This window comes from Burkholderia sp. PU8-34 (genome assembly GCF_053427725.1).
The window spans coordinates 19297-42783 of sequence record NZ_JBSAXC010000002.1 but is presented as its reverse complement, the minus strand read 5'-3'; the positions used below and the strand labels follow the sequence as shown (position 1 = coordinate 42783).

General features: G+C 68.3%; 24 protein-coding genes and 2 tRNA genes. 19 read left to right on the top strand and 7 right to left on the bottom strand.

The window, feature by feature from the left end:
• Nucleotides 1-30 precede the first annotated feature (30 nt).
• Entirely contained in the window at nucleotides 31-693 is a 663-nt protein-coding gene (locus ACV22Z_RS04925) for a LutC/YkgG family protein (protein WP_448075215.1), read from the bottom strand.
• An 88-nt stretch (nucleotides 694-781) separates the two neighbouring features.
• On the bottom strand, nucleotides 782-1981 hold the full coding sequence (gene pncB / locus ACV22Z_RS04920; protein ID WP_448075214.1) for a nicotinate phosphoribosyltransferase: 1200 nt from the start codon (nucleotides 1979-1981) through the stop codon (nucleotides 782-784).
• Between the two features lie 335 nt (nucleotides 1982-2316).
• Here pncB and fdxA point away from each other — a divergent pair, with 335 nt between their 5' ends.
• From fdxA to ACV22Z_RS04880, 8 genes are all read left to right on the top strand, one after another.
• Complete coding sequence (gene fdxA, locus ACV22Z_RS04915) at nucleotides 2317-2640, top strand: ferredoxin FdxA (protein WP_042583454.1); 324 nt, start codon at nucleotides 2317-2319, stop codon at nucleotides 2638-2640.
• A gap of 98 nt (nucleotides 2641-2738) precedes the next feature.
• Nucleotides 2739-2814: transfer RNA gene (locus ACV22Z_RS04910), tRNA-Asn, on the top strand.
• A 69-nt stretch (nucleotides 2815-2883) separates the two neighbouring features.
• Nucleotides 2884-2959, top strand: a tRNA-Asn gene (locus ACV22Z_RS04905).
• Between the two features lie 125 nt (nucleotides 2960-3084).
• Nucleotides 3085-3570, top strand: coding sequence for a CreA family protein (locus ACV22Z_RS04900; RefSeq protein ID WP_448075213.1), 486 nt, complete (start codon nucleotides 3085-3087; stop codon nucleotides 3568-3570).
• Between the two features lie 57 nt (nucleotides 3571-3627).
• Entirely contained in the window at nucleotides 3628-4530 is a 903-nt protein-coding gene (locus ACV22Z_RS04895) for an AraC family transcriptional regulator (protein ID WP_448075212.1), read from the top strand.
• A gap of 237 nt (nucleotides 4531-4767) precedes the next feature.
• Nucleotides 4768-5520, top strand: coding sequence for an AzlC family ABC transporter permease (locus ACV22Z_RS04890; protein WP_448075211.1), 753 nt, complete (start codon nucleotides 4768-4770; stop codon nucleotides 5518-5520).
• Nucleotides 5517-5858, top strand: coding sequence for an AzlD domain-containing protein (locus ACV22Z_RS04885; RefSeq protein ID WP_448075210.1), 342 nt, complete (start codon nucleotides 5517-5519; stop codon nucleotides 5856-5858). Before ACV22Z_RS04890 ends, ACV22Z_RS04885 begins: the two co-directional genes overlap by 4 nt.
• A 270-nt stretch (nucleotides 5859-6128) precedes the next feature.
• The gene (locus tag ACV22Z_RS04880; RefSeq protein WP_448075209.1) at nucleotides 6129-6905 is read left to right on the top strand and encodes a DUF4088 family protein; all 777 of its coding nucleotides are present in this window, start codon (nucleotides 6129-6131) and stop codon (nucleotides 6903-6905) included.
• Between the two features lie 118 nt (nucleotides 6906-7023).
• Here the strand turns inward: ACV22Z_RS04880 and ACV22Z_RS04875 are convergent, their stop codons facing one another.
• Nucleotides 7024-7488: a hypothetical protein gene (locus tag ACV22Z_RS04875; RefSeq protein WP_448075208.1), complete on the bottom strand. Its 465-nt coding sequence runs from the start codon at nucleotides 7486-7488 to the stop codon at nucleotides 7024-7026.
• A gap of 341 nt (nucleotides 7489-7829) precedes the next feature.
• On the opposite strand from ACV22Z_RS04875, the gene ACV22Z_RS04870 reads away from it, so the two are divergent.
• From ACV22Z_RS04870 to fumC, 3 genes are all read left to right on the top strand, one after another.
• Complete coding sequence (locus ACV22Z_RS04870; RefSeq protein WP_448075207.1) at nucleotides 7830-8048, top strand: RNA-binding S4 domain-containing protein; 219 nt, start codon at nucleotides 7830-7832, stop codon at nucleotides 8046-8048.
• A gap of 142 nt (nucleotides 8049-8190) precedes the next feature.
• On the top strand, nucleotides 8191-9579 hold the full coding sequence (norM, locus tag ACV22Z_RS04865) for a multidrug efflux MATE transporter NorM (protein ID WP_448075206.1): 1389 nt from the start codon (nucleotides 8191-8193) through the stop codon (nucleotides 9577-9579).
• Between the two features lie 128 nt (nucleotides 9580-9707).
• Nucleotides 9708-11102: a class II fumarate hydratase gene (fumC, locus tag ACV22Z_RS04860; RefSeq protein ID WP_448075205.1), complete on the top strand. Its 1395-nt coding sequence runs from the start codon at nucleotides 9708-9710 to the stop codon at nucleotides 11100-11102.
• A 64-nt stretch (nucleotides 11103-11166) separates the two neighbouring features.
• Here fumC and ACV22Z_RS04855 read toward each other — a convergent pair whose 3' ends face one another.
• Both ACV22Z_RS04855 and ACV22Z_RS04850 read right to left on the bottom strand, forming a co-directional pair.
• A complete protein-coding gene (locus ACV22Z_RS04855; RefSeq protein WP_448075204.1) occupies nucleotides 11167-11679 on the bottom strand; it encodes an acyl-CoA thioesterase in 513 nt (170 codons plus the stop codon).
• A 145-nt stretch (nucleotides 11680-11824) separates the two neighbouring features.
• Nucleotides 11825-11968 (bottom strand): hypothetical protein, encoded by a 144-nt coding sequence (locus tag ACV22Z_RS04850; protein ID WP_448075203.1) that lies wholly within the window; start codon nucleotides 11966-11968, stop codon nucleotides 11825-11827.
• Between the two features lie 186 nt (nucleotides 11969-12154).
• On the opposite strand from ACV22Z_RS04850, the gene ACV22Z_RS04845 reads away from it, so the two are divergent.
• Together ACV22Z_RS04845 and ACV22Z_RS04840 are read left to right on the top strand one after the other, a co-directional pair.
• The gene (locus tag ACV22Z_RS04845; protein ID WP_448075202.1) at nucleotides 12155-12862 is read left to right on the top strand and encodes an ArsR/SmtB family transcription factor; all 708 of its coding nucleotides are present in this window, start codon (nucleotides 12155-12157) and stop codon (nucleotides 12860-12862) included.
• Between the two features lie 173 nt (nucleotides 12863-13035).
• Nucleotides 13036-15699 (top strand): DUF6600 domain-containing protein, encoded by a 2664-nt coding sequence (locus ACV22Z_RS04840; protein ID WP_448075201.1) that lies wholly within the window; start codon nucleotides 13036-13038, stop codon nucleotides 15697-15699.
• Between the two features lie 118 nt (nucleotides 15700-15817).
• On the opposite strand, the gene ACV22Z_RS04835 is transcribed toward ACV22Z_RS04840, so the two are convergent.
• Nucleotides 15818-16789 (bottom strand): thymidylate synthase, encoded by a 972-nt coding sequence (locus ACV22Z_RS04835; RefSeq protein ID WP_448075200.1) that lies wholly within the window; start codon nucleotides 16787-16789, stop codon nucleotides 15818-15820.
• 41 nt (nucleotides 16790-16830) lie between these two features.
• Nucleotides 16831-18228 carry a sigma 54-interacting transcriptional regulator gene (locus tag ACV22Z_RS04830; RefSeq protein WP_448075199.1) on the bottom strand — a complete coding sequence of 466 codons (1398 nt, stop codon included), beginning with the start codon at nucleotides 18226-18228 and terminating at the stop codon, nucleotides 16831-16833.
• 531 nt (nucleotides 18229-18759) lie between these two features.
• On the opposite strand from ACV22Z_RS04830, the gene ACV22Z_RS04825 reads away from it, so the two are divergent.
• From ACV22Z_RS04825 to ACV22Z_RS04800, 6 genes are all read left to right on the top strand, one after another.
• Nucleotides 18760-19119, top strand: a complete 360-nt coding sequence (locus tag ACV22Z_RS04825; RefSeq protein ID WP_448075198.1) for a hypothetical protein — start codon at nucleotides 18760-18762, stop codon at nucleotides 19117-19119.
• A gap of 56 nt (nucleotides 19120-19175) precedes the next feature.
• Nucleotides 19176-19658 (top strand): hypothetical protein, encoded by a 483-nt coding sequence (locus ACV22Z_RS04820; protein ID WP_448075197.1) that lies wholly within the window; start codon nucleotides 19176-19178, stop codon nucleotides 19656-19658.
• Nucleotides 19655-20293 (top strand): hypothetical protein, encoded by a 639-nt coding sequence (locus ACV22Z_RS04815; RefSeq protein ID WP_448075196.1) that lies wholly within the window; start codon nucleotides 19655-19657, stop codon nucleotides 20291-20293. Before ACV22Z_RS04820 ends, ACV22Z_RS04815 begins: the two co-directional genes overlap by 4 nt.
• Nucleotides 20294-20317: 24 nt before the next feature.
• Nucleotides 20318-21763 (top strand): cell wall anchor protein, encoded by a 1446-nt coding sequence (locus ACV22Z_RS04810; RefSeq protein ID WP_448075195.1) that lies wholly within the window; start codon nucleotides 20318-20320, stop codon nucleotides 21761-21763.
• A gap of 70 nt (nucleotides 21764-21833) precedes the next feature.
• Nucleotides 21834-22544 carry a C39 family peptidase gene (locus tag ACV22Z_RS04805; protein WP_448075194.1) on the top strand — a complete coding sequence of 237 codons (711 nt, stop codon included), beginning with the start codon at nucleotides 21834-21836 and terminating at the stop codon, nucleotides 22542-22544.
• A gap of 6 nt (nucleotides 22545-22550) precedes the next feature.
• The gene (locus ACV22Z_RS04800; RefSeq protein WP_448075193.1) at nucleotides 22551-23375 is read left to right on the top strand and encodes a peptidase C39; all 825 of its coding nucleotides are present in this window, start codon (nucleotides 22551-22553) and stop codon (nucleotides 23373-23375) included.
• Nucleotides 23376-23487: the final 112 nt, after the last annotated feature.

Here is a 23487-nt window from a genome sequence, read left to right as displayed (position 1 = left end):
TTGTGGGTTGCGGTGAATGCGGCGGGCGCGTCATGCGCCCCGTACGACGATCACGTGGACGCGGTACGGGCCGTGTGCGCCCAGCACGATGGTTTGCTCGATGTCGCCCGTGCGCGACGGACCGGACACGAAGTTGACCGCGCGCGGCAATTCGCCGCGCTCTGCACGGATCAGCGCGAACGCGTCTTCGTGGCCGGCGACGATCCGCGACGCGGGCACGATCGCGATATGCGTCTCCGGCAGCAGGCCGGCCGATGCATAGGTATCGGGCCCCGACAGCAGGACCAGCGAGCCGGTTTCCGCCGTCGCGCAAAAGCAGCCGGTCAGGCCAACGAGATCGCCGTCGGCCGGCTTGCGGCATTCGACGGCGAGACCTGCGCCCGCCCAGTCGAGATCGGCGAGCGTGCGCCACGCGATGGCCTGCATCGGCAGGCCGTGTGCGGACAGGTAGCGGGCAGCGGCGGCCGGGGCGTCGGCGAGCGCGTCGACTTCGTCGACGGTCGTCGCAAGCTTCGTCGCCTCGTCGACGAAGGCCGCGACGAGATCGGCCGGCGCCGGCGGACGCGGGCCTTGCGGATGACGGGCGAGGTAGTCGGCGACACCTTCGCGCTCCGCCGCGTCCGGCTCGGCCGAGCGCCCCTGCGCGGCGCGGATGCGTGCGAGGATCTGGCGACGGGCAGCGGAAGTGTCCATGAACGGTCCTCGTGACGTTGGCGTGCGATACCGTCGGATTATACCGGCCGCCCTCGCCCCGACGCACCTTCGGCCGAACGGCCGACGCTTACTTCGACGCGTCTTCGTCGACCGGCTGCGCGATGCCGAACACCTGGCGCAGGTACGCGAGATACGCCTTGTCGTCGCACATGCTCTTGCCCGGCGAATCCGACAGCTTCGCGACCGGCTGGCCGTTGCAGCGGACCATCTTGATGACGATCTGCAGCGGCACGTAGCCGAGGTCGTTGGTCAGGTTGGTGCCGACGCCGAACGCGAGCTTGCAGCGTTCGCGGAACCGTTCGTACAGCTGCATGACCTTCGGGATGTCGAGCGCGTCGGAGAACACCAGCACCTTGGTGCGCGGGTCGCAGCGGTTGGCCTCGTAATGCCGGATCATCCGTTCGCCCCACTCGAACGGATCGCCCGAGTCGTGGCGCGCGCCGTCGAACAGCTTGCAGAAGTACATGTCGAAGTCGCGCAGGAACGCGTCCATCCCGTAGACGTCCGACAGCGCGATGCCGAGGTCGCCGCGGTATTCCTTCGCCCACATCTCGAAACCGTAGATCTGCGAGTCGCGCAGCCGCGGGCCGAGCGCCTGGCACGCCTGCAGGTATTCGTGCGCCATCGTGCCGAGCGGCGTGATGCCGTGCTTCATCGCGTAGAGCACGTTGCTGGTGCCCGCGAACTGCGGGCCGAGGCCGTCGCGCAGCGTGAGCGCGACCTCCTCGTGCCAGACCTTCGAGAAGCGCCGGCGCGTGCCGTAGTCGGCGATCTTGCAGTCGGCGAACTCGGGCTTCCCGCCGAGCAGCTTGATCTTCTCGCGCAGCCGCCCGCGGCCCTCGCGGTAATCGGGTTCGCGCTGCGTGTTGCGGAAATAGACCTCGTTGACGATCGCGAGCACCGGGATCTCGAACAGGATCGTGTGCAGCCACGGCCCCTGGATCTCGATGTCGATCTCGCCGTTGCCCTTCGGCGACGGCCTGATCGAGATGTACTTCTCGTTCAGGTGGAAGAGCGCGAGGAAATCGACGAAGTCGCTCTTGATGAAGCGCATCCGGCGCAGGTAGTCGAGTTCGTCGTCGGTGAAGCGCAGCGCGCACAGGCCGCGCACCTCGTCGCGGATCTCGTCGATGTAGGGCACGAGATCGACGCCGGGCGTGCGGCACTTGAAGCGGTACTCGACGCTTGCGGCCGGGAAGTGATGCAGGACGACCTGCATCATCGTGAACTTGTAGAGATCCGTGTCGAGCAGCGAAGTGATGATCATGATGACGGCAACGCCAATATCTGGACCGGCTCCGGCGCACCGCGCGCCGCCCGGCCTGCCGGCCATGTTACCCGAATGCGTGCCGGACCATCGCGAAACCGCGCCGCGGTGCACGGGCCGCCCTGGGCGGCCCGTGGGCGGGCGCCCTAGGCGGACTCCACCAGGCGCCCCCCAAGCGCCCCCTGGGCGGGGCCCCTACGCGGGCCGCCATAAACTAATCACGAAACGGTATAAGCCGGAAAGCCGACCACGCGATGCGGGTTTTGTGCATCAGTTACAATGCCGCTTTTGGCGCAAACGCCACCCCATATATACCGCCAAGCAGGAGCGTTTTAATGACTCACGTTGTGACCGAAGGCTGCATCAAGTGCAAATACACGGATTGCGTGGATGTGTGCCCTGTGGATTGCTTCCGTGAAGGTCCCAACTTCCTCGCGATCGATCCGGACGAGTGCATCGACTGCGCCGTGTGCGTCGCCGAGTGCCCGACCAACGCGATCTACGCGGAAGAAGACGTCCCGGGCGACCAGCAGCAGTTCACCGCGCTGAACGCGGAGCTGGCGAAGAACTGGCCGTCGATCACGAAGACGAAGCCGGCGCCGGCCGACGCGGACGAGTGGAAGGACGTGCAGGAGAAGCTGCACCTGCTCGAGCGCTGATCGCAGGGCGCCCGCCCGAAAAAATTTTCAGCGGTGTGCGTCAAAAGTGTTGACAGAGTAACCAACACTCCATAAAATCTCATTTCTCTGCTGTTTGTTCCCCGATAGCTCAGTCGGTAGAGCGCCGGACTGTTAATCCGTAGGTCCCTGGTTCGAGCCCAGGTCGGGGAGCCAAAAATGCAAAGGCCCGTTGAAGGTGGACGGGTTTTTTGTTGGTAGACAAACGCAGATGTACCGATTTATTCCCCGATAGCTCAGTCGGTAGAGCGCCGGACTGTTAATCCGTAGGTCCCTGGTTCGAGCCCAGGTCGGGGAGCCAAATAGCAAAAGGCCCGTCAGTCGACGGGCCTTTTGTTTTTCCGGCGTTGCACGGCATCCGATGCCGATGGCGCGTCCCGCGCGCGTGCTAGAGTCTCTGTCTCGCAATCGCTTCAGACTCCGCCGATGAAGACCCGCCTTTCCACCGTCGTGTCGTCTGCCCTCCTCGTCGCAACATTCGCCGCCGCGTCGCTCGTGCACGCAGAGGAAGTCGGCAGCGTCAACACCAACTTCCGCATGACCGGCTCCGACCGCGTGGTCGTCGAGGCGTACGACGATCCGCTCGTGCAGGGCGTGACCTGCTATGTGTCGCGCGCGCGCACCGGCGGGATCAAGGGCACGCTCGGCCTCGCCGAAGACCCGAGCGAAGCGTCGATCGCGTGCCGGCAGGTCGGCCCGATCGGCTTCGCCGGGCCGCTCAAGCAGCAGACCGACGTGTTCAGCGAGCGGATGTCGTTCATCTTCAAGACGCTGCACGTCGTGCGGGTCGTCGACAAGAAGCGCAACACGCTCGTCTACCTGACCTACAGCGACCGGGTCGTCAGCGGCAGCCCGAAGAACAGCGTGACCGCGGTCCCCGTCCCCGCCGCCACACCGATCCCCGTCAAGTAAGCGCGCCGGACGCGCGCGGCACTACACTATCGGTTCGCCCGCTCCTGCGCCCCCGCCATGTCCGCCGCCCGCTTCCGAGAATCCGTCCGCTACTGGCGCACGCCGCTGCTGCCGGACGCGGATCTCGTCACGGCCACCTATCGCGACCACACGTTCGCGCCGCACTGGCACGACGCGTACACGATCCCCGTCATCGAGGCGGGCGCCGAGCGCTACACGTATCGCGGAGCCGGCCATGTCGCCGAAACGGGCACCGTCCCGGTGATCAATCCCGGCGAGGTGCACACCGGCTCGCGCGCGACCGACGACGGCTGGCGCTACCGCGTTTGCTACCTGCCGGTCGATTTCATCCGGTCGCTCGCGAGCGCGATTGCGGGGTGCCCGCAGGACGCGCCGTGGTTTCCCCCGGACGTGATCCGCGACGCCGATCTCGCCGCCCGGATCGCGCACGCGCACCGGCTGATGGAAGCCGGCAGCGAACGCGCGAGCGCGTCGTACGAATACGGAGGGGTGTCGGACACCTCTGCCGGCGCCGGCGTATCGCGCCCATACGATCCGCTCGCGGCCGAAATGGCGATGCTCGACGCGTTCTCGACGCTGATCGTCCGTCATGCCGACACCCATCCGCGGCCGGCACCGCTCGCGGAGGATGAACCGCGCGTCGAGGCGATGCGCGAGCAGCTCGCCGCCGACCTGACGCGCGCGATGACGCTCGACGAGGTCGCGCGCGCGGCCGGCCTGTCGCCGTTCCACGCCGCACGCCTGTTCACGCGCACGACCGGCATGCCGCCGCATGCGTGGCGCAACCAGCTACGCCTGCAGCGCGCGCTCGCGCCGCTGCGCGCGGGCGTCGCCGTCGCCGACGTCGCGGCGGACAGCGGCTTCGTCGACCAGAGCCATTTCACCCGGCATTTCAAACGGATGTTCGGCGTGCCGCCGGGACGCTGGCAGACGCGCTGACGCGCTGACGCGCCGGCCGCGTGCCGCCGCCGCGGCCGCCCGGCACGTGCGTGCGCATCGGCCCGAAGTCCGGGCATGGCAGGCGGGAAGGCGCAGGAAAAGACAAAAAGGCGGCCGGAACGCCCGTCGCCCGGATCGCGAATCGGGGGTCGCGCAGCACGCCGCACACGGCAGCGCAAGAACGTACAAGTCGGCAGCGTGCCGCCCCGCTATCCTCCAGAAGATGGAGGCACCATCTTGAATCACACCCCTGCTTCATCCCCCCGCCGTCCACTGAACGAGTGGCTCGACGGCGCGCGCGACACGATCCCGATGATGGTCGGCGCGGCGCCGTTCGGCGTGATCTACGGCACGCTCGTCAGCGGCGGCCCGCTCGCCGGCTGGCACGGCGCACTGATGTCGCTGACCGTGTTCGCGGGCTCCGCGCAGTTCATCGCGCTGGGGCTCATCGCGGGCGGCGCGGGCTTCGCGATCGTGCTCGCGACGACGCTGATCGTCAACCTGCGCCACCTGCTGTACAGCGCGACGCTCGCGCCCTATGTCGCGCACCTGCCGCTGCGCTGGCGCGCGACGCTCGGCGCATTGATGACCGACGAAGTGTTCGCGGTCGCGTACGCGCACTATCGGCACTTCCCGCCGGGCGCGATCGGCCCGCACTACTTCCTCGGCTCGGGAATCGCGATGTACGTGAACTGGCAGATCTGGACGATCGCCGGGTTGTGGTTCGGCGCCGCGTTCCCGGGGCTCCAGTCGCTCGGCCTCGATTTCGCGATGGCGGCGACCTTCATCGCGATCGTGGTGCCCCAGCTCGGCACGCTGCGCTTCTTCGCGGCGGCCGCCACCGCCGGCACGCTGGCCTATTACTGGCAGGGCTGGCCGTACAAGCTCGGCCTGCTCGGCGCGGTGGCAGCCGGGGTCGTCGTCGGCGTCGCGCTCACGCTGCTGCACGACCGCGCGCGCGCCGGCTCGCGCACGGAGGCCGCATCGTGAACTACGCGCTGCTGATCCTCGGAATGGCCGTCATCACGTATGCGATCCGCTCGACGCTGTTCCTGTTCGGCGAACGGCTGACATTCCCGCCGCTCGTGCGTACCGCGCTTGGCTTCGTGCCTGTCACCGTGCTGACCGCGATCATCGTGCCGATGACCGTGTCGCCGCATGGCGGGACGGCGGAGCTCACGTGGCGCAATCCGCAGCTCGTCGGCGCGCTCGCCGCCGTGCTGGTGTCGGCGGCGACGCGCCGGCCGCTCGTGACGATCGCCGCCGGGCTCGCCGTGTTCTTCTTCTGGCAGGGCGTCGTGCTGCCGCACGGCTGGCTGCCGGGCTGAGCGACGCGCTCGCCGGCAGCCACGGCGGCAGCCCCGCCGCCGACACGCGCATCCGGCGGGCCGCCTCGTCCGGATGCCGCCTGCCTCCCCCACTGGCCGCCCACCGCGCGGCGCGCGCTTTGGCGCGGCCCGCTCAAGTTTTCCGCCCGTGTGCCGATAAACGGTTGAAGACCCGCCATCGGCCCCGGCGCAGATCGGTCCGTCGACGCTCCGCCCGTACCGGCGCGCGCCGTCGGCTCCGGCACGCGCGGGCCGCCATCGAGACGATTCATGGGCCAGATCACCCTTTCCCTCAAGGACGACACGCTCGCGTCCCTGCGCAAGGACTACGACGCGTTCGTGCGCGTGTCGCTGAAACTCGACCCGCAGTTCGCGACGCCGTCGTTCGAGGATTTCCTGCGCGCAAAACTGCTCGACAACATGGTGCCGCTGACCGAGCACGCGGTGCAGCGGATGCTGGAGGGCGGCCAGTATGCGTGGGCGAAACGCACGCTCGACAAGGAATTCCCGGACGTCGTCGCGATCCTGATGCGGCAGGCCGGCGAATTCGGCTTCGGCTTCGCGTCGCGGTCGGAATGGACGCCCGACGAGCTCGCGAAGTCGTGCCGCGACTGGGCGAAGGCGATTGTCACCGAGGCGCAGGGCGACGCGAGTCTCGTCGACCCGCTCGCCGCGCAGATCAAGAGCGCGGTCCTCGACATCCAGGCGCTCGAGGAACAGATGCAGACGCCTGCGTGGCGGCTTGCCGAATCGCTGCGGCAACGGGTCTACGAAGCGAAGCTCGCGTGCGAGATGAGCGTCGGCAGCACCGCGCGCGACAAGCTCGGCGAGCTGCGCGGGCTGTTGCGGCTCGGGCTCGCGCACGGCTCGTTCCAGAAACAGGAAGCCCAGCAGATCATGGAATACCTGCGTCTGCTGAAGCCGGAGATCTTCGTCGACGAACCGTACGACGTGTTCGCGCGCCTCGCCGCGTGGCTGCGCAGCGTGTTTGCGCCCGTCCAGCCGCGGACCGCGCAAGGCAACGCATCGGAACAGCGCCGGCCGTGACTGCGCGCCGGCCGCAATGAAAAACGGCCCGGTCCGCGCGAAGCGAACCGGGCCGCCGGATGGCCGCCGTCACGACACGCCTTCCGGGGCGGCCGTCGTGCCGGCGGGCGAACGCCGCTTACTGCGCTGCGCCCTGGCCCGAAGCACCGCCCTGCACGCCGACCGACGCGCCGCCCTGGGCGGCTTCGCCGCCTTCGGCCGCTTCGCCGGCCTTCGCCTTCGCGGCGCCGGCATGGCTCTTCGTCGACTTCGCGGCGTGCTTCACGTGCTTCTTCGCCGAGTGGACAGCCGACGATGCGGTGTCCTTGGCCTCGTCGGCCGCCGAGCCGACTGCACCGGTCTCGCCGTCGGCCGCCTTGCCGGCTGCTGCGCCGACACCACCGACCGCATTGCCGAGGCCGCTGCCCGACGCATTCGCGCCGGCCGCACCCTGCGCACCTGCGCCGATGCCGGCAGCCGGCGTCTGCACCTGCACGCCGGCACCTGCGGCACCCTGCGCGCCTGCCCCCGTCTGCGCGAATGCGGCCGAGGTCGCGAACGCCGTCACTGCGGCACCGATCAGCATCATACGAATCCTGGACATGGCAATCCTCCTCAAGAAGTTGTTGGCGCGGGCCGCATCGCTGCGGTCCGTCGCGTACCCCGCCGCAACACGCGGCAGGTACGGCTAGAGACCCGGCCGTCGCGACGCGGGTTCGCCGATCTCGCAGACTGTTACCCACCGTTTCATTTGCTGACGAATGGCTCACACTCTTTAACATCTCACGCTGGCACATTCCCGACTGGGATGCGATACGTCCGCTCTCGCGTGATCTCGCCCCACCGACGCGACCGCCCGAGACCACGCCGCCGCGCTCGCGCCGCAGCCCCGCGTGCCGTATGATGCGGGGCGATTCATCCCGCGCCGTGCGCGCTTTCTTCGTCATGCCCAATCTGGATTTCACGCTGACCGGCGAATACGTCGAGTTGCACAACCTGCTGAAGATCACCGGCCTCGCCGACAGCGGCGGCTCCGCCAAAGTGATCGTCGCGTCCGGCGCGGTTAAAGTCGACGGCGCCGTCGAACTCCGCAAGACCTGCAAGATCCGCGCAGGCCAGGTCGTGCTGCTCGGCGACACGCGCATTGCGGTACACGGCGTGTAGCGAACGCGAGCGCGCCGCCCGCCGACCCTGTCCGCGACAGGGCCATCGGCAACCCGTTCGACAGGGTGTGAATAAACCCGTAAGCTAGCTTTCTCTCAAAATAAGCACAGCGCGGGCCCGCACCCACGCAAGCGTTCATTCCATGTCGCATTCCGGTCTCTCGCGGACGGTCGCCGCGCCGCCGTCCCTGTCCAGCCACGCCGCCGACACCGCGCGCCTCGCCGCCCCGCTCGCGATCGCCCAGCTGTCGCAGATGGCGATGAGCGTCACCGACACGGTGCTGCTCGGCTCCCTCGGCCCCGACTCGCTCGCGGCGGGCGGGCTCGGCGCGAACTTCTTCTTCGTGATCGTCACGGTGCTGCAGGGCGTGCTGTCGTCGATCAGCGTCAGCGTCGCGCACGCGCGCGGCGCGAAAGCCGACCATCGGGTGCCGCACATCTACTGGACGGGCTTCGCGCTGTCGGTGCTGCTCGCGATTCCCGCGATCGTCGCGCTGTCGCTCTCCGAGCCGATCCTGCTGATGTTCCACGAGCCGCCGGCGCTTGCGCGCCATGTCGGCGAATACACGGGCATCCTGCGCTTCGCCGCGCTCGGCAGCCTGATCGGCGTCGGCCTGATGCGTTCGTTCCTGCCGGCGATCGGCGCCGCGCGGCGGCTCTTGTGGGTGTCGCTTGGCGGCGTCGGCGTGAACGCCGTGCTGAACTACGGGCTGATCCACGGCGCGTTCGGGCTGCCGCGGCTCGGCTTTCTCGGCTCCGCGGTCGCGACGACGATCACGATCTGGCTTTCCGCGCTCGCGCTCGTCTGGCTGCTGCACGGCCGCCGGCGCTACAAGCATTTCGTGACCGTGTCGCGTCCGAAGCTGCCCGTGATGGGCGAGCTCATCGGCATCGGCTGGCCGGTCGCGATTACGTACGGGGTCGAATCGACGCTGTTCCTCGCCACCGGCCTCACGGTCGGCGTGCTCGGCGCGACGTCGCTTGCTGCGCACCAGATCGCGCTGAACGTCGCGTCGGTGTCGTTCATGGTGCCGCTCGCGATCGGCCAGGCCGCCAACGTCCGCGTCGGCTACTGGGTCGGCGCGGGCGCGCCCGTTGCCGCGCGGCATGCAGGTTTCGTCGCGCTCGGGCTCGGCGTCGCGTTCATGTCGCTGTCGGGGCTCGTGATGATCGTCGCGCCGCACACGATCGTCGGCCTCTACCTGCGCCTCGACGCCCCCGCCAACGCCGGCACCGTGTCGCTCGCCGCGTCGCTGCTCGGGATCGCCGCGGTGTTCCAGATCGTCGACGGCATGCAGACGGTCGCGTCCGGCGCGCTGCGCGGCCTGAAGGACACGCGCATCCCGATGCTGGCCGCCACCTTCGGCTACTGGGGGATCGGCTTTCCGACCGGCTACTGGCTCGCGTTCCATGCGGGCCTCGGTGCGCGCGGCCTGTGGTGGGGCCTCGCGGCGGGACTCGCGAGCGTCGCCGCGCTGATGGCGTGGCGCTTCCACCTGAAGAGCGCATCGCTCGCGACGCCGCGCGCTTGAACGCCAGACGACGCAAACCTGTTGTCGGCGCTATCCTTCTTCCGTTGTAGACGCCCGGCGCGACTGCCTCACGATACGCCCGATGCCGCGCGCCGCGCGGCCCTTCCCCTTTCGAAGAGGAGTAGATCATGAACGAAGCAGTTCGGATGGAACGCGACACGTTCGGCGAGATCGCCGTGCCTGCCGCCCGGCTCTGGGGCGCGCAGACCGAGCGCTCGCTGCAGAACTTCAGGATCTCGACCGAGAAGCAGTCACCGGAGCTGATCCACGCGCTCGCGATCGTCAAGCGCGCGGCGGCCGCCGTGAACCAGTCGCTCGGCGTGCTGGCCGACGACAAGGCCAGCGCGATCATCGCCGCGGCCGACGAGATCATCGCGGGCCAGCATCCGCGCGAATTCCCGCTTGCGGTCTGGCAGACCGGCTCCGGCACGCAGACCAACATGAACCTCAACGAGGTGATCGCCAACCGGGCGAGCGAGCTGATGGGCGGCGAGCGCGGCGAAGCGCGCAAGGTCCATCCGAACGACGACGTGAACCGCGGGCAATCGTCGAACGACGTATTCCCGACCGCGATGCACGTCGCCGCCGCGTATGCGATCGCCAACCATCTGCTGCCCGCGCTGCATACGCTGCGCGCAACGCTCGACGCGAAATCGAAGGCGTTCGCCGACATCGTGAAGATCGGCCGCACCCACCTGCAGGACGCGACGCCGCTCACGCTCGGCCAGGAATTCTCCGGCTACGTCGCGCAGCTCGACCAGGGCATCCGGCACGTCGAATCGGCGCTGCCGCACCTGTACGAACTCGCGCTCGGCGGCACGGCGGTCGGCACGGGGCTGAACGCGCATCCGGAATTCGCGGTGCGCGTCGCCGACGAGATCGGCCGCCTGACGACGCTGCCGTTCGTCACCGCGCCGAGCAAGTTCGAGGTGATGGCGGCCGCCGACGCGCTCGTGTTCGCGCACGGCGCGCTGAAGACCGTCGCGGCGAGCCTGATGAAGATCGCGAACGACGTCCGCTGGCTCGCGAGCGGGCCGCGCTGCGGGCTGGGCGAGCTGTCGATTCCCGAGAACGAGCCGGGCAGCTCGATCATGCCGGGCAAGGTGAATCCGACGCAGTCGGAAGCCGTGACGATGCTCTGCTGCCAGGTGTTCGGCAACGACGTCGCGGTCAACGTCGGCGGCGCGAGCGGCAATTTCGAGCTGAACGTGTTCCGGCCGATGATCGCGCACAACGTGCTGCAGTCGGTGCGGCTGCTCGCCGACGGCGCGCAGAGCTTCAACGACCATTGCGCAGTGGGCATCGAGCCGAACCGCGCACGCATCGACCTGCTGCTGAACGAATCGCTGATGCTCGTGACGGCGCTCAATCCGCACATCGGCTACGACAAGGCCGCGCAGATCGCGAAGAAGGCGCACAAGGAAGGCACGACGCTGAAGGGCGCCGCGCTCGCGCTCGGCTATCTGACCGAGGCGGAATTCGATGCGTGGGTGCGGCCGGAGCAGATGATCGGGTCGCGCTGACGCGCGGGTCGCGCGCCGCCGGCATCGCGCGGCGCGCGACGGGTCCGGCGCAACGGCGCTCGCGTCAGACCGTGCCCTTCGCAACCTCTTCGGGCTTCATTTCGACGATCTTGTCGAGCGCGGCGCGCACGTCCATCGCGTATTTCGCGAGACGCTTCTGCTCGTCGGTCTCCGGCACGAACGGCGGCACCGGCAACGGGTTGCCGTTCTCGTCGACCGCGACGAACACGACGAGGCAGTCGGTCGTCTGGCGCAGCACGCCGCCCTTCGGATCGCCGGCGTGCACGGACACGTGGATGTGCATGCTGGTGCGCCCCGTCGCGACGACGCGCGCCTTCAGCTCGACGAGGTTGCCGACCATGATCGGGCGCTGGAAGCGGATGTTGCCGACGCTGACCGTCACGCAATAGCGGCTCGACCAGACCGCCGCGCACGCGTACGCGACCTCGTCGATCCATTTCATCAGCGCGCCGCCGTGCACCTTGCCGCCGAAGTTCACGGACGTCGGCTCGGCGAGAAAGCGGAACACGGTTTCGGTGCGATCGAGGGTCGCGGGGGTGGGGGTCGAGGCGGACATCTTGTGGGCTCCAGGCGGCGGGGGCGCTGCAATCGGGGCCATTATACGTGGCGCTGCGACAACGCGTCGCGGCGCGCCGGCCGACGCGGCGCAAGCGGGCGTGTCCGGGCCGCTGCGTGCCCCGGACACATGGATGACCGCCCGCTCAGCGGCGCACCGTGATGCCCTGGTCTATCACGCCGTACATCTCGATACTGCCGCCGCGCTCGCCGGCGGAACTCGCGCCGCCGCCCTGCGCACAGGCCGCGCAGACCAGCGCGACCGCCAACATGCCGAAAATCGTCTTCATCGTCGCTTCGTGTTGCATCGGGTTGCATGCAGCGGCCCGCTGCCGCCGCGTCCGGTCATTCTACGCGCGGCAGTCCCCGCGCTGCCGGACGGCTCCGCATTCGACATTTCATCCCGAAGCGAAACATCGAATGCCGCAAGCGCCTACACTGCGAAACATCCTCCTCTCCTCTGCCGGAACACTGCGATGACCGATACCGACGACCATCATTTTCCGGGCCTGAGCCGCATCGGCGCGCTGATCGCCGACCCCGGACGCGCCGCGATGCTGTGGGTGCTGATGGACGGCAGCGCCCGCCCCGCCGGCGAGCTGACGCTGATCGCCGGGCTGTCGCCGTCCGCGGCGAGCGCCCACCTCTCCCGGCTGACGGAAGGCGGACTGCTGGCGCTCGACGTGCGCGGCCGCCACCGCTATTACCGGATCGCATCCGCCGACATCGCCGCATCGCTGGAAGCGCTCGCGAACGTTGCCCGCGCGGCGGCGCCGAACCGGCCGGTTCCGCCGACCGCGCGCAGCGTGCCTGCCGAACTCCGTTACGCGCGCACCTGCTACGACCACATGGCCGGCGAACTCGCAGTGCGCATCTTCGACGGGCTAACCGCACGCGGCTGGCTGCACGCGCAAGGCGATGCGGTCGACGCGACCGAACTGGGCGTGCAGGCGCTCGCGCGCTGGGGCATCGACGTCGCGCAGCAGCGCGCGCGCCGGCGCCGATTCGCGTGCGGCTGCCTCGACTGGAGCGAACGCCGCGCACATCTGGGCGGCGCGCTCGGCGCGGCGCTGCTCGACAGCTTCTGCGCACACAGGTGGATCGAGCGCACCGCGCGGCCGCGCGTGCTGCGCGTCACGGTGTCCGGCCAGCAGGCGATCGACGCATGGCTTACGGCCGCATGACGCGTCGATTTCAACCGCACTACAGTCGCACGACAGCCTCGCCGAACGGACAAGTTTTGTTACAGGACGGGCAATTGGCCTTACAAAACACCGCGCATTGAAACAGCCGGAGCGGATATTGTGAAATCAACGGCACGAATCGACGCGCCGGGATAACGACGAAGACGCTCATCATGGCCCCCCTGTTCACGCTCAAGCGCACTGCACGCTTCACGATGCTTGCCGTCGCGGCGCTCGCCGCGCTGCCGCCCGCGTTCGCGCAATCGGCCGGCGCGCCGCCGTATGCGGCGGCCGCCCAGCAACCGGGTGGTGACCCGCCCGGCCGGGTCGCGCGGCTCAATTACCTGTCCGGCGCGGTCACGACCGAGCCGGCCGGCACCGATACGTGGTCGTACGCGGCCGTCAACCGGCCGCTGACGACCGGCGACCAGCTCTGGAACGACGCCGGCGCGCGCTCGGAACTGCATATCGGCTCGACCGCGGTGCGGCTCGGCCAATCGACGAGCATGTCGGTGCTCAACCTCGACGACACGACGACGCAACTGAAGGTCGGCCTCGGCTCCGTGTCGACGCACGTGCGGTCGCTGCCGCCCGGCACGTCATATGAAATCGATACGCCGAATCTCGCGCTCGGCTTGACCGGCCCCGGCGACTACCGCGTCGACGTCGCCCCGGACGGCGCCAGCACGACCGTCACCGTGCGGCGCGGCAGCGCGACCGTCTACGGCGACAACGGCCAGTACCCGCTGTCCGCCGGCCAGCAGGTCGTGTTCACCGGCACCAACCTGCAGGTCGCGCAGGAAGCCGCTGCCCCCGGGCTCGATCCGCTCGACCAGTGGGCCGCCGGACGCGACGCGGCCGAGGAACGCTCGGTGTCGGCCCGCTACGTGTCGCGCGACATCCCCGGCTACCAGGATCTCGACGCTAACGGCACGTGGCGCGAGGACCCGAGCTACGGCTCCGTATGGGTGCCGAGCGACGTGCCGTCCGACTGGGCGCCGTACCACGACGGCCACTGGATCTGGCAGGCGCCGTGGGGCTGGACCTGGGTCGACGACCAGCCGTGGGGCTTCGCGCCGTACCACTACGGCCGCTGGGCGTATGTCGACGACAGCTGGGCGTGGGTGCCGGGCCCGGTCGTCGTCAGCGAGCCGCCTGTCTATGCGCCGGCGCTCGTCGCGTTCGTCGGCGGTGGCGGCGGCGGTTTCGACTGGAGCGTCGGCCTCGCGGTCGGCGGCGTCGCCGCGGCGGGCTGCGCGTGGTTCCCGCTCGGCCCCGGCGAGCGCTGGCATCCGGGCTGGGGCGGCTGGAGCCCCCACTACTACGACCGCGTGAACCGGAACATCGTGGTGAACAACGTCAACGTGAACGTGAACAAGACCGTGAACGTGACGAACATCACCAACATCAACAACACGTACATCAACTATCACGCACCGCACGCGATCACGGCCGTGCCCGCGACCGCGTTCGTGCATGGCCAGCCGGTCGCGCATTTCGCTCAGCACGTCGATCCGCAGCAGTGGCGCAATGCGCACGTGATCCCCGGCACGCCCGGCATTGCTCCGGTGCGCCAGAGCTTTACCGGCGGGCTGCGCAATGCCGCCTATCATCCGCCGGTCACGGTCGCGCAGCACCCGGTCATCGCGACGCGCAACCCGGTGGTGCCGCCCGCGTATCGCGACCAGGCGGCCGCGCACCTCGCGCAGCAAGGCGCGCGCGTGCCGGGCGCGGGCGCCCCCGTCGCGAAGACGGCCGCGCCGGCCGACTACACGCCGCGCCCGGTTCGGGTACCCGGCAACCCGCAACAAGGCTGGGCGATGCGTAACGTGCAGCTCGTCAATCCGCACGGGCCGGTCGTGCAACCGGCGCATGCGCAGGGCGAAGACCACCCCGGTGCCGCGCATGCGGGCCCGTCCGGCCTCGCGGCGGCCGGCATCGGTGCAGCGGCCGCCGGCCTGGGCGCGGCAGCGCTGATGGGCGCCGCGCATGGCGGCCACCCGGTAAACGGCAATGCCGCGAATGCACCCCACCTGATGAACGGCGCGGTGCCGAACGTGGCCGCAGCCCAGCATGCCGCCGTCGCGCCGGAACCGGGCGTCCCGCATCCGCCGTCGCTCGGCAACGCGCCCCGCCAGCCCGGCCAGCCCAGCCAGCCCAGCCAGCCCAGCCAGCACGGCGACGCGCGGTCCGCGCAGGCCGCCGCTGCGCCGTCGCCCGCATGGATGCAGCCGCATCCGCCGATCGACCGGCAACGCGCGGCGCTCGGCCCGTCCGGCGCACCGCCGTCGGCGACGCACCCGGCGGGGCAGAACGCGCTGCTGCCGATGCGCGGAACGCAAACGCCGCATCCGGAAACCGCGCCGCAGGGCGGTACGCAAACGCCGCACCCGCAAGCCGTGCCACAGGCCGGCCCGCAAGCCGCGCGGCCGGCCGAAGCGCCGCCTGCGCCGCGTGCGCAGCCGCAGCCGCGTGCCGACCTCGGCACGCACATTCCGCAACCGCGACCGCGCCCCGATTACACGGCACCCGCGCAGCACGCGCAACCGCGACCGGATTACGCGGCGCCGGCGCCGCGGCCGCGCCCGGACTACGCCGCGCCCGCGCCTCGCCCGAACTACGCGCCGCCGCACGTGAACGAATATCGTCCGCCGGCCCCGGCTCATGAAGCGCCGCGGCCGCAGCCGGCGATGCAGATGCCCGCACCGCGGATGGAACCGCGCCCGCAGGCACCGGCCCCGCGCATGGAGCCGCGCCCGGCCCCGCCGCCGCAGCAGCAGCACGCGCAAAGCAGCCCGCCGCCGCAAGCGCAGCACGACAACCGCCGTCACGAGTGAGCAAGCGCAAACTCGGTACAAGCGCGGATAACAAAACGCCCCGACCGGTGCAAGCCGGTCGGGGCGTTGATTTGTCGGCGACGTGCCGTCCGTCGGGCGCGGCGCCCGACGCGTCCGCTCAAACGGCCATCGGCGCCGTCAGCGGTTCATGGTGCCGGTAGCCGGCGAGCGAGAAGTCGGACGGCTCGACCTTCTCGAGCCACTCGGGTGCATACACGCCGGTCTGCGCATAGTCGGGCACGCGGTCGGCGATCACGAGCCGCGGGCTTTCGTACGGTTCACGCGCGAGCTGCTGCTGCAGCATGTCGAGCTGGTTCTCGTAGATGTGCGCGTCGCCGATGAAATAGGTGAACCAGCGCGGCGTATAGCCGGTCAGGCGGCCGACGAGCGACAGCAGCGCGGCCCCTTCGGTCAGGTTGAACGGCGTGCCGAGCCCGACGTCGTTGCTGCGGATGTACAGGCACAGCGAGATCTCGCGCTTCGCCGCGTTCGGCAGGAACTGGTACAGCAGATGACAGGCCGGCAGCGCGATCTCGTCGAGCACCGCCGGATTCCATGCGTGGAACAGGATGCGGCGGTCGGACGGGTTCTGCATGATCGTGTCGAGGCACTGGCGCAGCTGGTCGATTGCCTTGTACAGCAGCACCTTCGGCGCGCCGTCCTCGTCGAAGCGCGTGACGACGCGAAAGCCGCGGCGCGTCGCATCGGCGATCTGCGCATCGGCGCCCGCGTCGAGCACCTTGTACCCGGGCCACTGGCGCCACTGGACGCCGTACACGTCGCCGAGATCGTCGACGCCCTGCCGGTACGGATTCGCGAGCCATTGCGCGTTCTCGTTCGCATTGGCGTCCCACACCTTGCAGCCGAGCGCGCGGAAATCGGCCGCGCTGCGCGACGCGCGCAGGAAGCCGACCAGCTCGCCGATCGCCGACTTGAACGCGAGCTTCTTCGTCGTCACGGCCGGAAAGCCCTGCTGGAGGTCGAAGCGCAGCATCGCGCCGGGCATGCTGATGGTGCGGATGCCCGTGCGATTCTCCTGCCAGGTGCCGGTGTCGAGGATGGTACGAACGAGATCGAGATACTGTTTCATGCGGGTTCCTTCGGCCGCGAGGGCGGCCGCACCCGCCAATTCTAGCAAGCGTGCCGCGGAAGCTCCGGCAACGGCGGCGGAAACCCGGCCAGCGCCTCGCCGCGATCGCGCATGCCGTGCGCGCACATCAGCCGGTACAGCGTGACGCGCGACACGCCGAGTTCGCGCGCCGCATCGGCGAAACGGCCGCGGTGACGCAGCAACGCATGTTCGATCGCCTGCCGCTCGGCCGCCTCGCGCGCCTCGACGAGCGACACGGGCGCCAGCACCGCAAAGTCGCGCAGCTCGAGATCCTCGGCCGTGATCGTCCGGCCTTCCGACATCACGATCGCGCGGCGCACGCGGTTGATCAGCTCGCGCACGTTGCCCGGCCACGGATAGCCGTACAGCGCGGCAATCGCGTCGGGCGAGAAGCCGCGCAGGCGGCGATGCGAGTCGCCCTTGAAGCGTTCGAGCATGTGCCGCGCCAACACTTCGATATCCTTGCCGCGCGCGCGCAGCGGCGGCTCCTCGATCTTCAGCACGCAGAGCCGGTGGTACAGGTCCTCGCGGAAACGCCCTTCGCGCAGCGCCGCTTCCATGTCGACATGCGTCGCGCAGATCACGCGCACGTCGACCGGCACGGACACGTGCGCGCCGAGCCGTTCGATCTTGCCCTCCTGCAGGAAACGCAACAGGCTCGCCTGGCTCTCGAGCGGCAGGTCGCCGATCTCGTCGAGGAACAGCGTGCCGCCGTGCGCGGCCTCGACGCGGCCGACCTTGCGCTGGTTCGCGCCGGTGAATGCGCCGCGTTCGTAGCCGAACAGCTCGGCCTGCAGCAGTGTCGACGGAATCGCGCCGCAGTTGATCGCGATGAACGGCGCCTGCGCGCGCGACGATCGCTCATGGATCGCGACGGCCGTCAGTTCCTTGCCGGTGCCCGACTCGCCGGAAACGAACACGGGCGCATCGGTTGTCGCCACCCGGCGAATCATCTTGAAGAGCGCCAGCATCGCCTCGCAGGTGCCAACCATCTCGCCTTCCCCGCGCCCGGCCCCCGCCGGCAGCGGCGCCGGATCGGTCAGCGCGACCATCCCGTGCGCATGGCCGACCGTCTCGACGATGCGCGAGGTCTCGTACGGCATCGTCACGTAATCGAAGCAGTAGTCGCGAATCAGGTGGCGCAGCGCGGCATCCTGCAACTGGCCGCGTTGCGTCGCCGCAATCCAGCCGATGTGCGGAATCGTCAGGCAGGGTTCGAGTTCGTGCAGGTCGGCCGGCTTGAATCCCGACGAAAAATCGAGCAGCCCGGCCGTTGCGACACCGTGCTGCACGACACGCCGCACGTCGCGCACGGTTTCGGCGAGATCGACGCGCCAGCCGCGCGCGTCGAAATGACCGCGCAACGCATCGCTCGGTTCCCGGGAGAAATAGATCACATGCCGTGCTTCGGCTTCCATAAGCTCACCCCGTTCATCAACCGTCTAACGATTACTGACGCATGCCAAATAGCACGCAAAAATCGAATCGGGTCATGCTCAGGCTGGCTCGATTCACCATGCAATGCGAGGCAGCGCCAACCTCGCATGATGGCGCTCATGAAATCGCGGACTGCAGCCGCAGGTCTCTTCGCGTGTAGTTTTTTTTGGTCAAAACACCTTAGTTATAGGCGCAGATTAAGACAAACCGATTTCAACGCCGTCGCGCGATCAAAACACGGCCCGACCGAACCGGATGTTGGCCATTCCTCTGCATATATGTGCAGACACCGAGGCCGCGTTTATCGCATCGACACGTAGCGTTGATTTTCATCCCTGAAGCGGATTGCTTGAATCCGCAGTACTCCCAAGTCCCCTCGTTTCAGGCCTGAAACATTTTTTTTGCGTTTGGCCGGCCAGTTCGCAACGTCGAAATGCGGATCGCGCTCACGTCAACGGTTTGACGTCGATGGCATGCATTTCGCTGCTTACGGGGCATACGGGAGACACGCCATGCGACACGTCCTTCGCCTTTCCCTCGCCTCGGCGGCCATCGCGCTCGCAGCCGCGTCGCTGCCGATCGCGGCCTCCGCCCAGGACGCCGCACTGCCGGACGCACCCGTCGCAACGTTTGCGTCGCCGCTCGCGGACGCTACGTGGATGAAGCGTTATACGCCACTCGACGAGAACACGCTCGACCAGCAGCGCGGTCGCGCGCCGGGCATCGTGACGGTCTCGGCGCCTTCGGCGATGCCGGCCGGCAGTGCGTCCGTCACGTTGTGGGACGAAATCGCGCCGCCCACGCCGCTGCCGATTCCGGTCGATGCGCAACGCGCGATCCAAGGCAACAACGCGAGCTACACGCGCAAGTAACAACAACCAACCGACACCGGCGCTCGTCGATCGATGCGCCGTTCGAGAGGCCCGACATGAACGCTCCGCTGTCTTCGCTTCGCCGCCCGGCTCTCGCCGCGCTGTGCGCGGCGCTCGCCGGCATCGTTTGCGGCACGGCGTTCGCGCAGCAACAGCTCGCGAACCCGGGCGACATCATCGTCGCACGCGACATCACGCCGCGTATTGCGTACGACAGCGTGCCGAAAGCTCAGGACCCCGTGCTCGTGCGCGCGACTACGTTTCCGGCGAACCACTTCGACCCGATGATGGCCACGATGGTCTCCGACACGGACCTGACCAACGCGCATGGCTCGAATGGCGTCGCGCCCGGCGGCATCCTCGGCGGCAGCGGCATGCAGGCCGTCACGCGCGTCCTCGCGGGCGACGCGGGCAGCAGCGCGATCGTGCGCGGCGCGATCGGCGGCGCGCCGACGACGGGCGGCATCGGCGGCACGATCTCGAGCTCGGTGACGGGCGCGCTCGCCCCGCTCACGAGCGCACTGGGAGCAGTCAAGTGAACGCGCGCACGCTTCGCGCGCCGCTCGCGATCGCGATCGCTCTCGTCTCCGCGTTCGCCGCGTTCGCCGCGTTCGCCGCACCTGGCGCGTTCGCACAGAGCGAGCCGGTCGTCAGCGGCAACGCAACGATTGCGACCGGCACCGGCAGCGGCACGAGCGGCGCGATCGCGGTCAACGAAACGGCCGGCCTCGACAACGCACAGAGCAATCAGCTCGCTTTGGGAATGGGCGCCGCGGGCGCCGGATACGTCGGTGTCACTCAGTCGGCAGTCACGCACGCACACGTGGGCGACACGACGACGCGCATCGAGGGCTCGGCATTTTCGAATGTCTCGGGCGCTCTGCTGGTGAACCAGAGTGCAGGGGCGGGAAATCTTCAGCGCAACAGCACCGTGCTCGGCACGCTGGGCGCGGAAGCAAGGGCTGTCTCGGATACCGAATTATCCGAAACAGCCCCAGGACGCGGAGGACCGGGACTCCCGGTGGGCGGGCTGGGTATGCCCGAGGTGTCGATTAGCGGCGACGCTTTCAAGCATATCAGCGGCATCGTACAAGTCAACCAGACCTCCGGCGCCGGTAATGCGACGGCGAACAGTTTTGTGCTCCGTCCCCCGGCGGGCACTCTTTTTAACTAAGCCATCACCGTAACGGAGCGTACTATGAAGCGCACACTCATTGCAGCGGCGGTACTCTTGACAGCGGCGGGTTCCGTCTATGCCGCACCACCGAAGGTATATCTGTTCAATACGACCGGCGTGACTGAAACCGTCGGCATTCGCGGCTGGGTCCGGATCTTCGGATGCGTGACCGTGACGAGCACGGCGGGCGCGGTCGTCAACAACACCCAGGCTGTGCTGCTCCCCGAAGGAACGTCGCTCGACCCGAACTATCACAGCTACACGTTGGGCGCGGTCACGACGACCTTCAACAACGAGGACAAGAACGTCTCGGTGACAGGCAGTTCGTCGCTCATGTCGAGCGCGTCATACATGAAGACGTCGTCGTCGAAGTCGAGCGAATCTCATTCGTCGTCGCACGATTCGCTCAGCGTGACGGCATGGGCGTCAGCCGAAAACCGGAAGTCGCAGACCAGCAGCGACACGCAACATGCGTCGTCGTCGAGCGACTCGAGCACCAACAGTGGCCACCAGGCCGTCGCGGGCGTCCTGACAGGAACGGTCGCCGCGTCCGCAAGCGTGAGCGAGACCCATACCCATACCGGCAACCATCGCAACGGCGGCAGCAGCGAGAACGTGAACTTCAACGGCAGCCTCTATGTGGCCGGCTCGGCCGGTGTCGCGTGGGACGGCGCGTCGTCGAAGAGCACGACGCACAACGACATGTCGAGCTCATCGACGAACACGAGCTCGTCGATGAGCGAGTCCGGCTACAAGGCGCGCGTGCATCACGACCAGATGGCGTCGACCGAATCGTCGAGCAGATCATCCGAGAAGAGCGGCTCCGAGAAGTTCTCGAAGAGCAAGTCGTGGAGCTTCAACCTCGACGTCGACAAGACTGACGTGACGAAGACGGGCAGCGTCACGCACTACGTCGATACCCGCCAGGCCGGCGTGCTGAATGCAGGCACCGGCAGCAACGCGGCGTCGGGCGTCACCGGCAACCTCGGCGTGAACGTCGCGGAAGGCATCGACAACGCGCAAAGCAACGACGTGTCGCTCGCGGCGGTCGATATCGGCAACGTGTTCGGTAACGCACAGATCTTCAGCAACCAGTCGTCGGCAGGCTCGGCCAGCGTCAACAACTTCAAGCTGAACGCGACGATCGGCGACGGCTCGCTGTCGAACGTGTCGGGCAACGTCGGCGTGAACGTCGCGTCGGGCATCGGCAACGTGCAGAACAACAGCCTGGCCGGCTCCGTGACGACCGTCAATGCGACACAAGCGCAGACGGTCGCGATGGTCGCAACCGACGACAACACGCAAAGCGCAGGGGCTGCAGTCAGCGGACGTTTCGAAGGCAGCGCGCTGCTCGGCGCGAATACGCTGCACAACTCCACCGGCAACATCGGCGTGAACATCGCCGGCGGCGTCGGCAACCTGCAGCACAACGGTCTCGCAATCGCTGCACTCAACAACGGTCATTGACCGTTACAACCGGGGGAACGCGCGCCGTGCCGCACATCTTGCGGCGCAGCGCGCGTAGCAGGAGATCAGCATGTCCGGGGAACATCCGCTGTGGCCGCTGCGCGTCGCCGTTGCCATCGCATGCAGCGCCGGATGCGCGGCAGCCGCCGCGCAATCGAGCATCGACACGTCCACGTTCGCGGGCGTGCCGCTCACGAAGCATCTGCAATCGATGCGCGACCTGCGCTATCGCGACATCGTCAACCAGCAATTCGATTTCAGTTGCGGCTCGGCCGCGCTCGCGACGCTGCTCAAGTACGGCTACGACATCGATATTCCGGAAACCGAAATGATCCGGCGGATGATGGCGTTCTCGACGCCCGACGTCGTGGTGAAGAACGGCTTCTCGATGCTCGACATGAAGAAATTCGTCGAGACGCTCGGCCTGCGCGGCCGCGGTTTCCGGGTCGGAATCGACGCGCTGTACCACCTGCAGATTCCCGTGCTCGTACTGATGAACCTCGACGGCTACGAGCACTTCGTGATCGTCAAGCATGCGGAGAACGGCCGGATCTTCCTCGCCGATCCCGCGCTCGGCAATCGCATCGTGCTCGAGCAGGACTTCGCCAGGACCTGGAACGGCCTCGTTTTCGCCGTGCTGGGCAAACCCTTCAAGGAGGACTCGCCCCTTTTGCAGAACAACGAATCGCTGGCGCTCAAGCTGCGCGACCAGGCGCTCAACACCGGCTCCGCCGCGATTCCTTTCGTCGAATTCGGCTTGATCAAGGCAGACCTGTTCTGACCCGCCATGAAACGCTACCTCTCGCCGCTCTGCCTCGCATGGTGTGCTGCCATGGTGGGCTACGCGAGCGGCGCCGTTGCAGCCGAGAACGCGCCCGGCGCGCTCGATTTGCGTCCGTTCGACAATCAGGTGCCTGCACCGGCCATGCAGCTCGTCGACGATGACGTCCTCGCCCGTCAGACCGGCAAATACGCCGATGCATCGATGATCTCCGGGTTCGTGCTGAACCTGGTGTCCCAGTGGCAGTTGCCCAACGGCGCCCTCGCGATCGCGCAAGGCACGCTATCGGCCGCCACCAATGCCGCGAACCAGCTCAACGCAAACGTCACGACGCTCGCGAAGGTCGTCGACGGCAACGGTGGGCCGAGCGGCGCCAACCCGAACGCGATCGCCGCGGGCGGGCAATCGGTGTCGGTCAACGGCATCTCGCAGATCACGCAAGTCGCGGGCAACCACAACGCCGGCACCAACGCCGCCGTCATCGACTTCAATGCGCAGAACCCGACACCCGCCCCGCTGCCCGGTTCGACGTCGAGCCCGAGCGCATTCGCGACCGATGCGGCCGGCACGGTGAAGGCCGGCGTCTCGTTCACCGGCAACGGGGTGTCTGTCGCGCTGCAGACACCGGCCGGGCTGGCCACCCAGTCGATTACGCCGGCATCGGCCCAGCAGGCCGGCTCGATCGCACAACTGCTGCAGGTCGCAGGCAATCGCCAGATCGTCTCGAACCAGCTGCAACTCCTGCTGCAGACGCAGCAGATGTCACCGGCGACGCTCCGTCAGATGGGCGTCCTGCAGGCGCTGCAAAGCAGCGCCCTCTTGAGGAGATGACAGGCGGCGCGCGAGCCGCGGCATCGCACACGCAATCGCTTACGTGTGCCGCATCAGGCGGCCGCGGACCGGACCCCTTGGTTCGCTTCACGGTCGCTCCATCCGGGGGGAA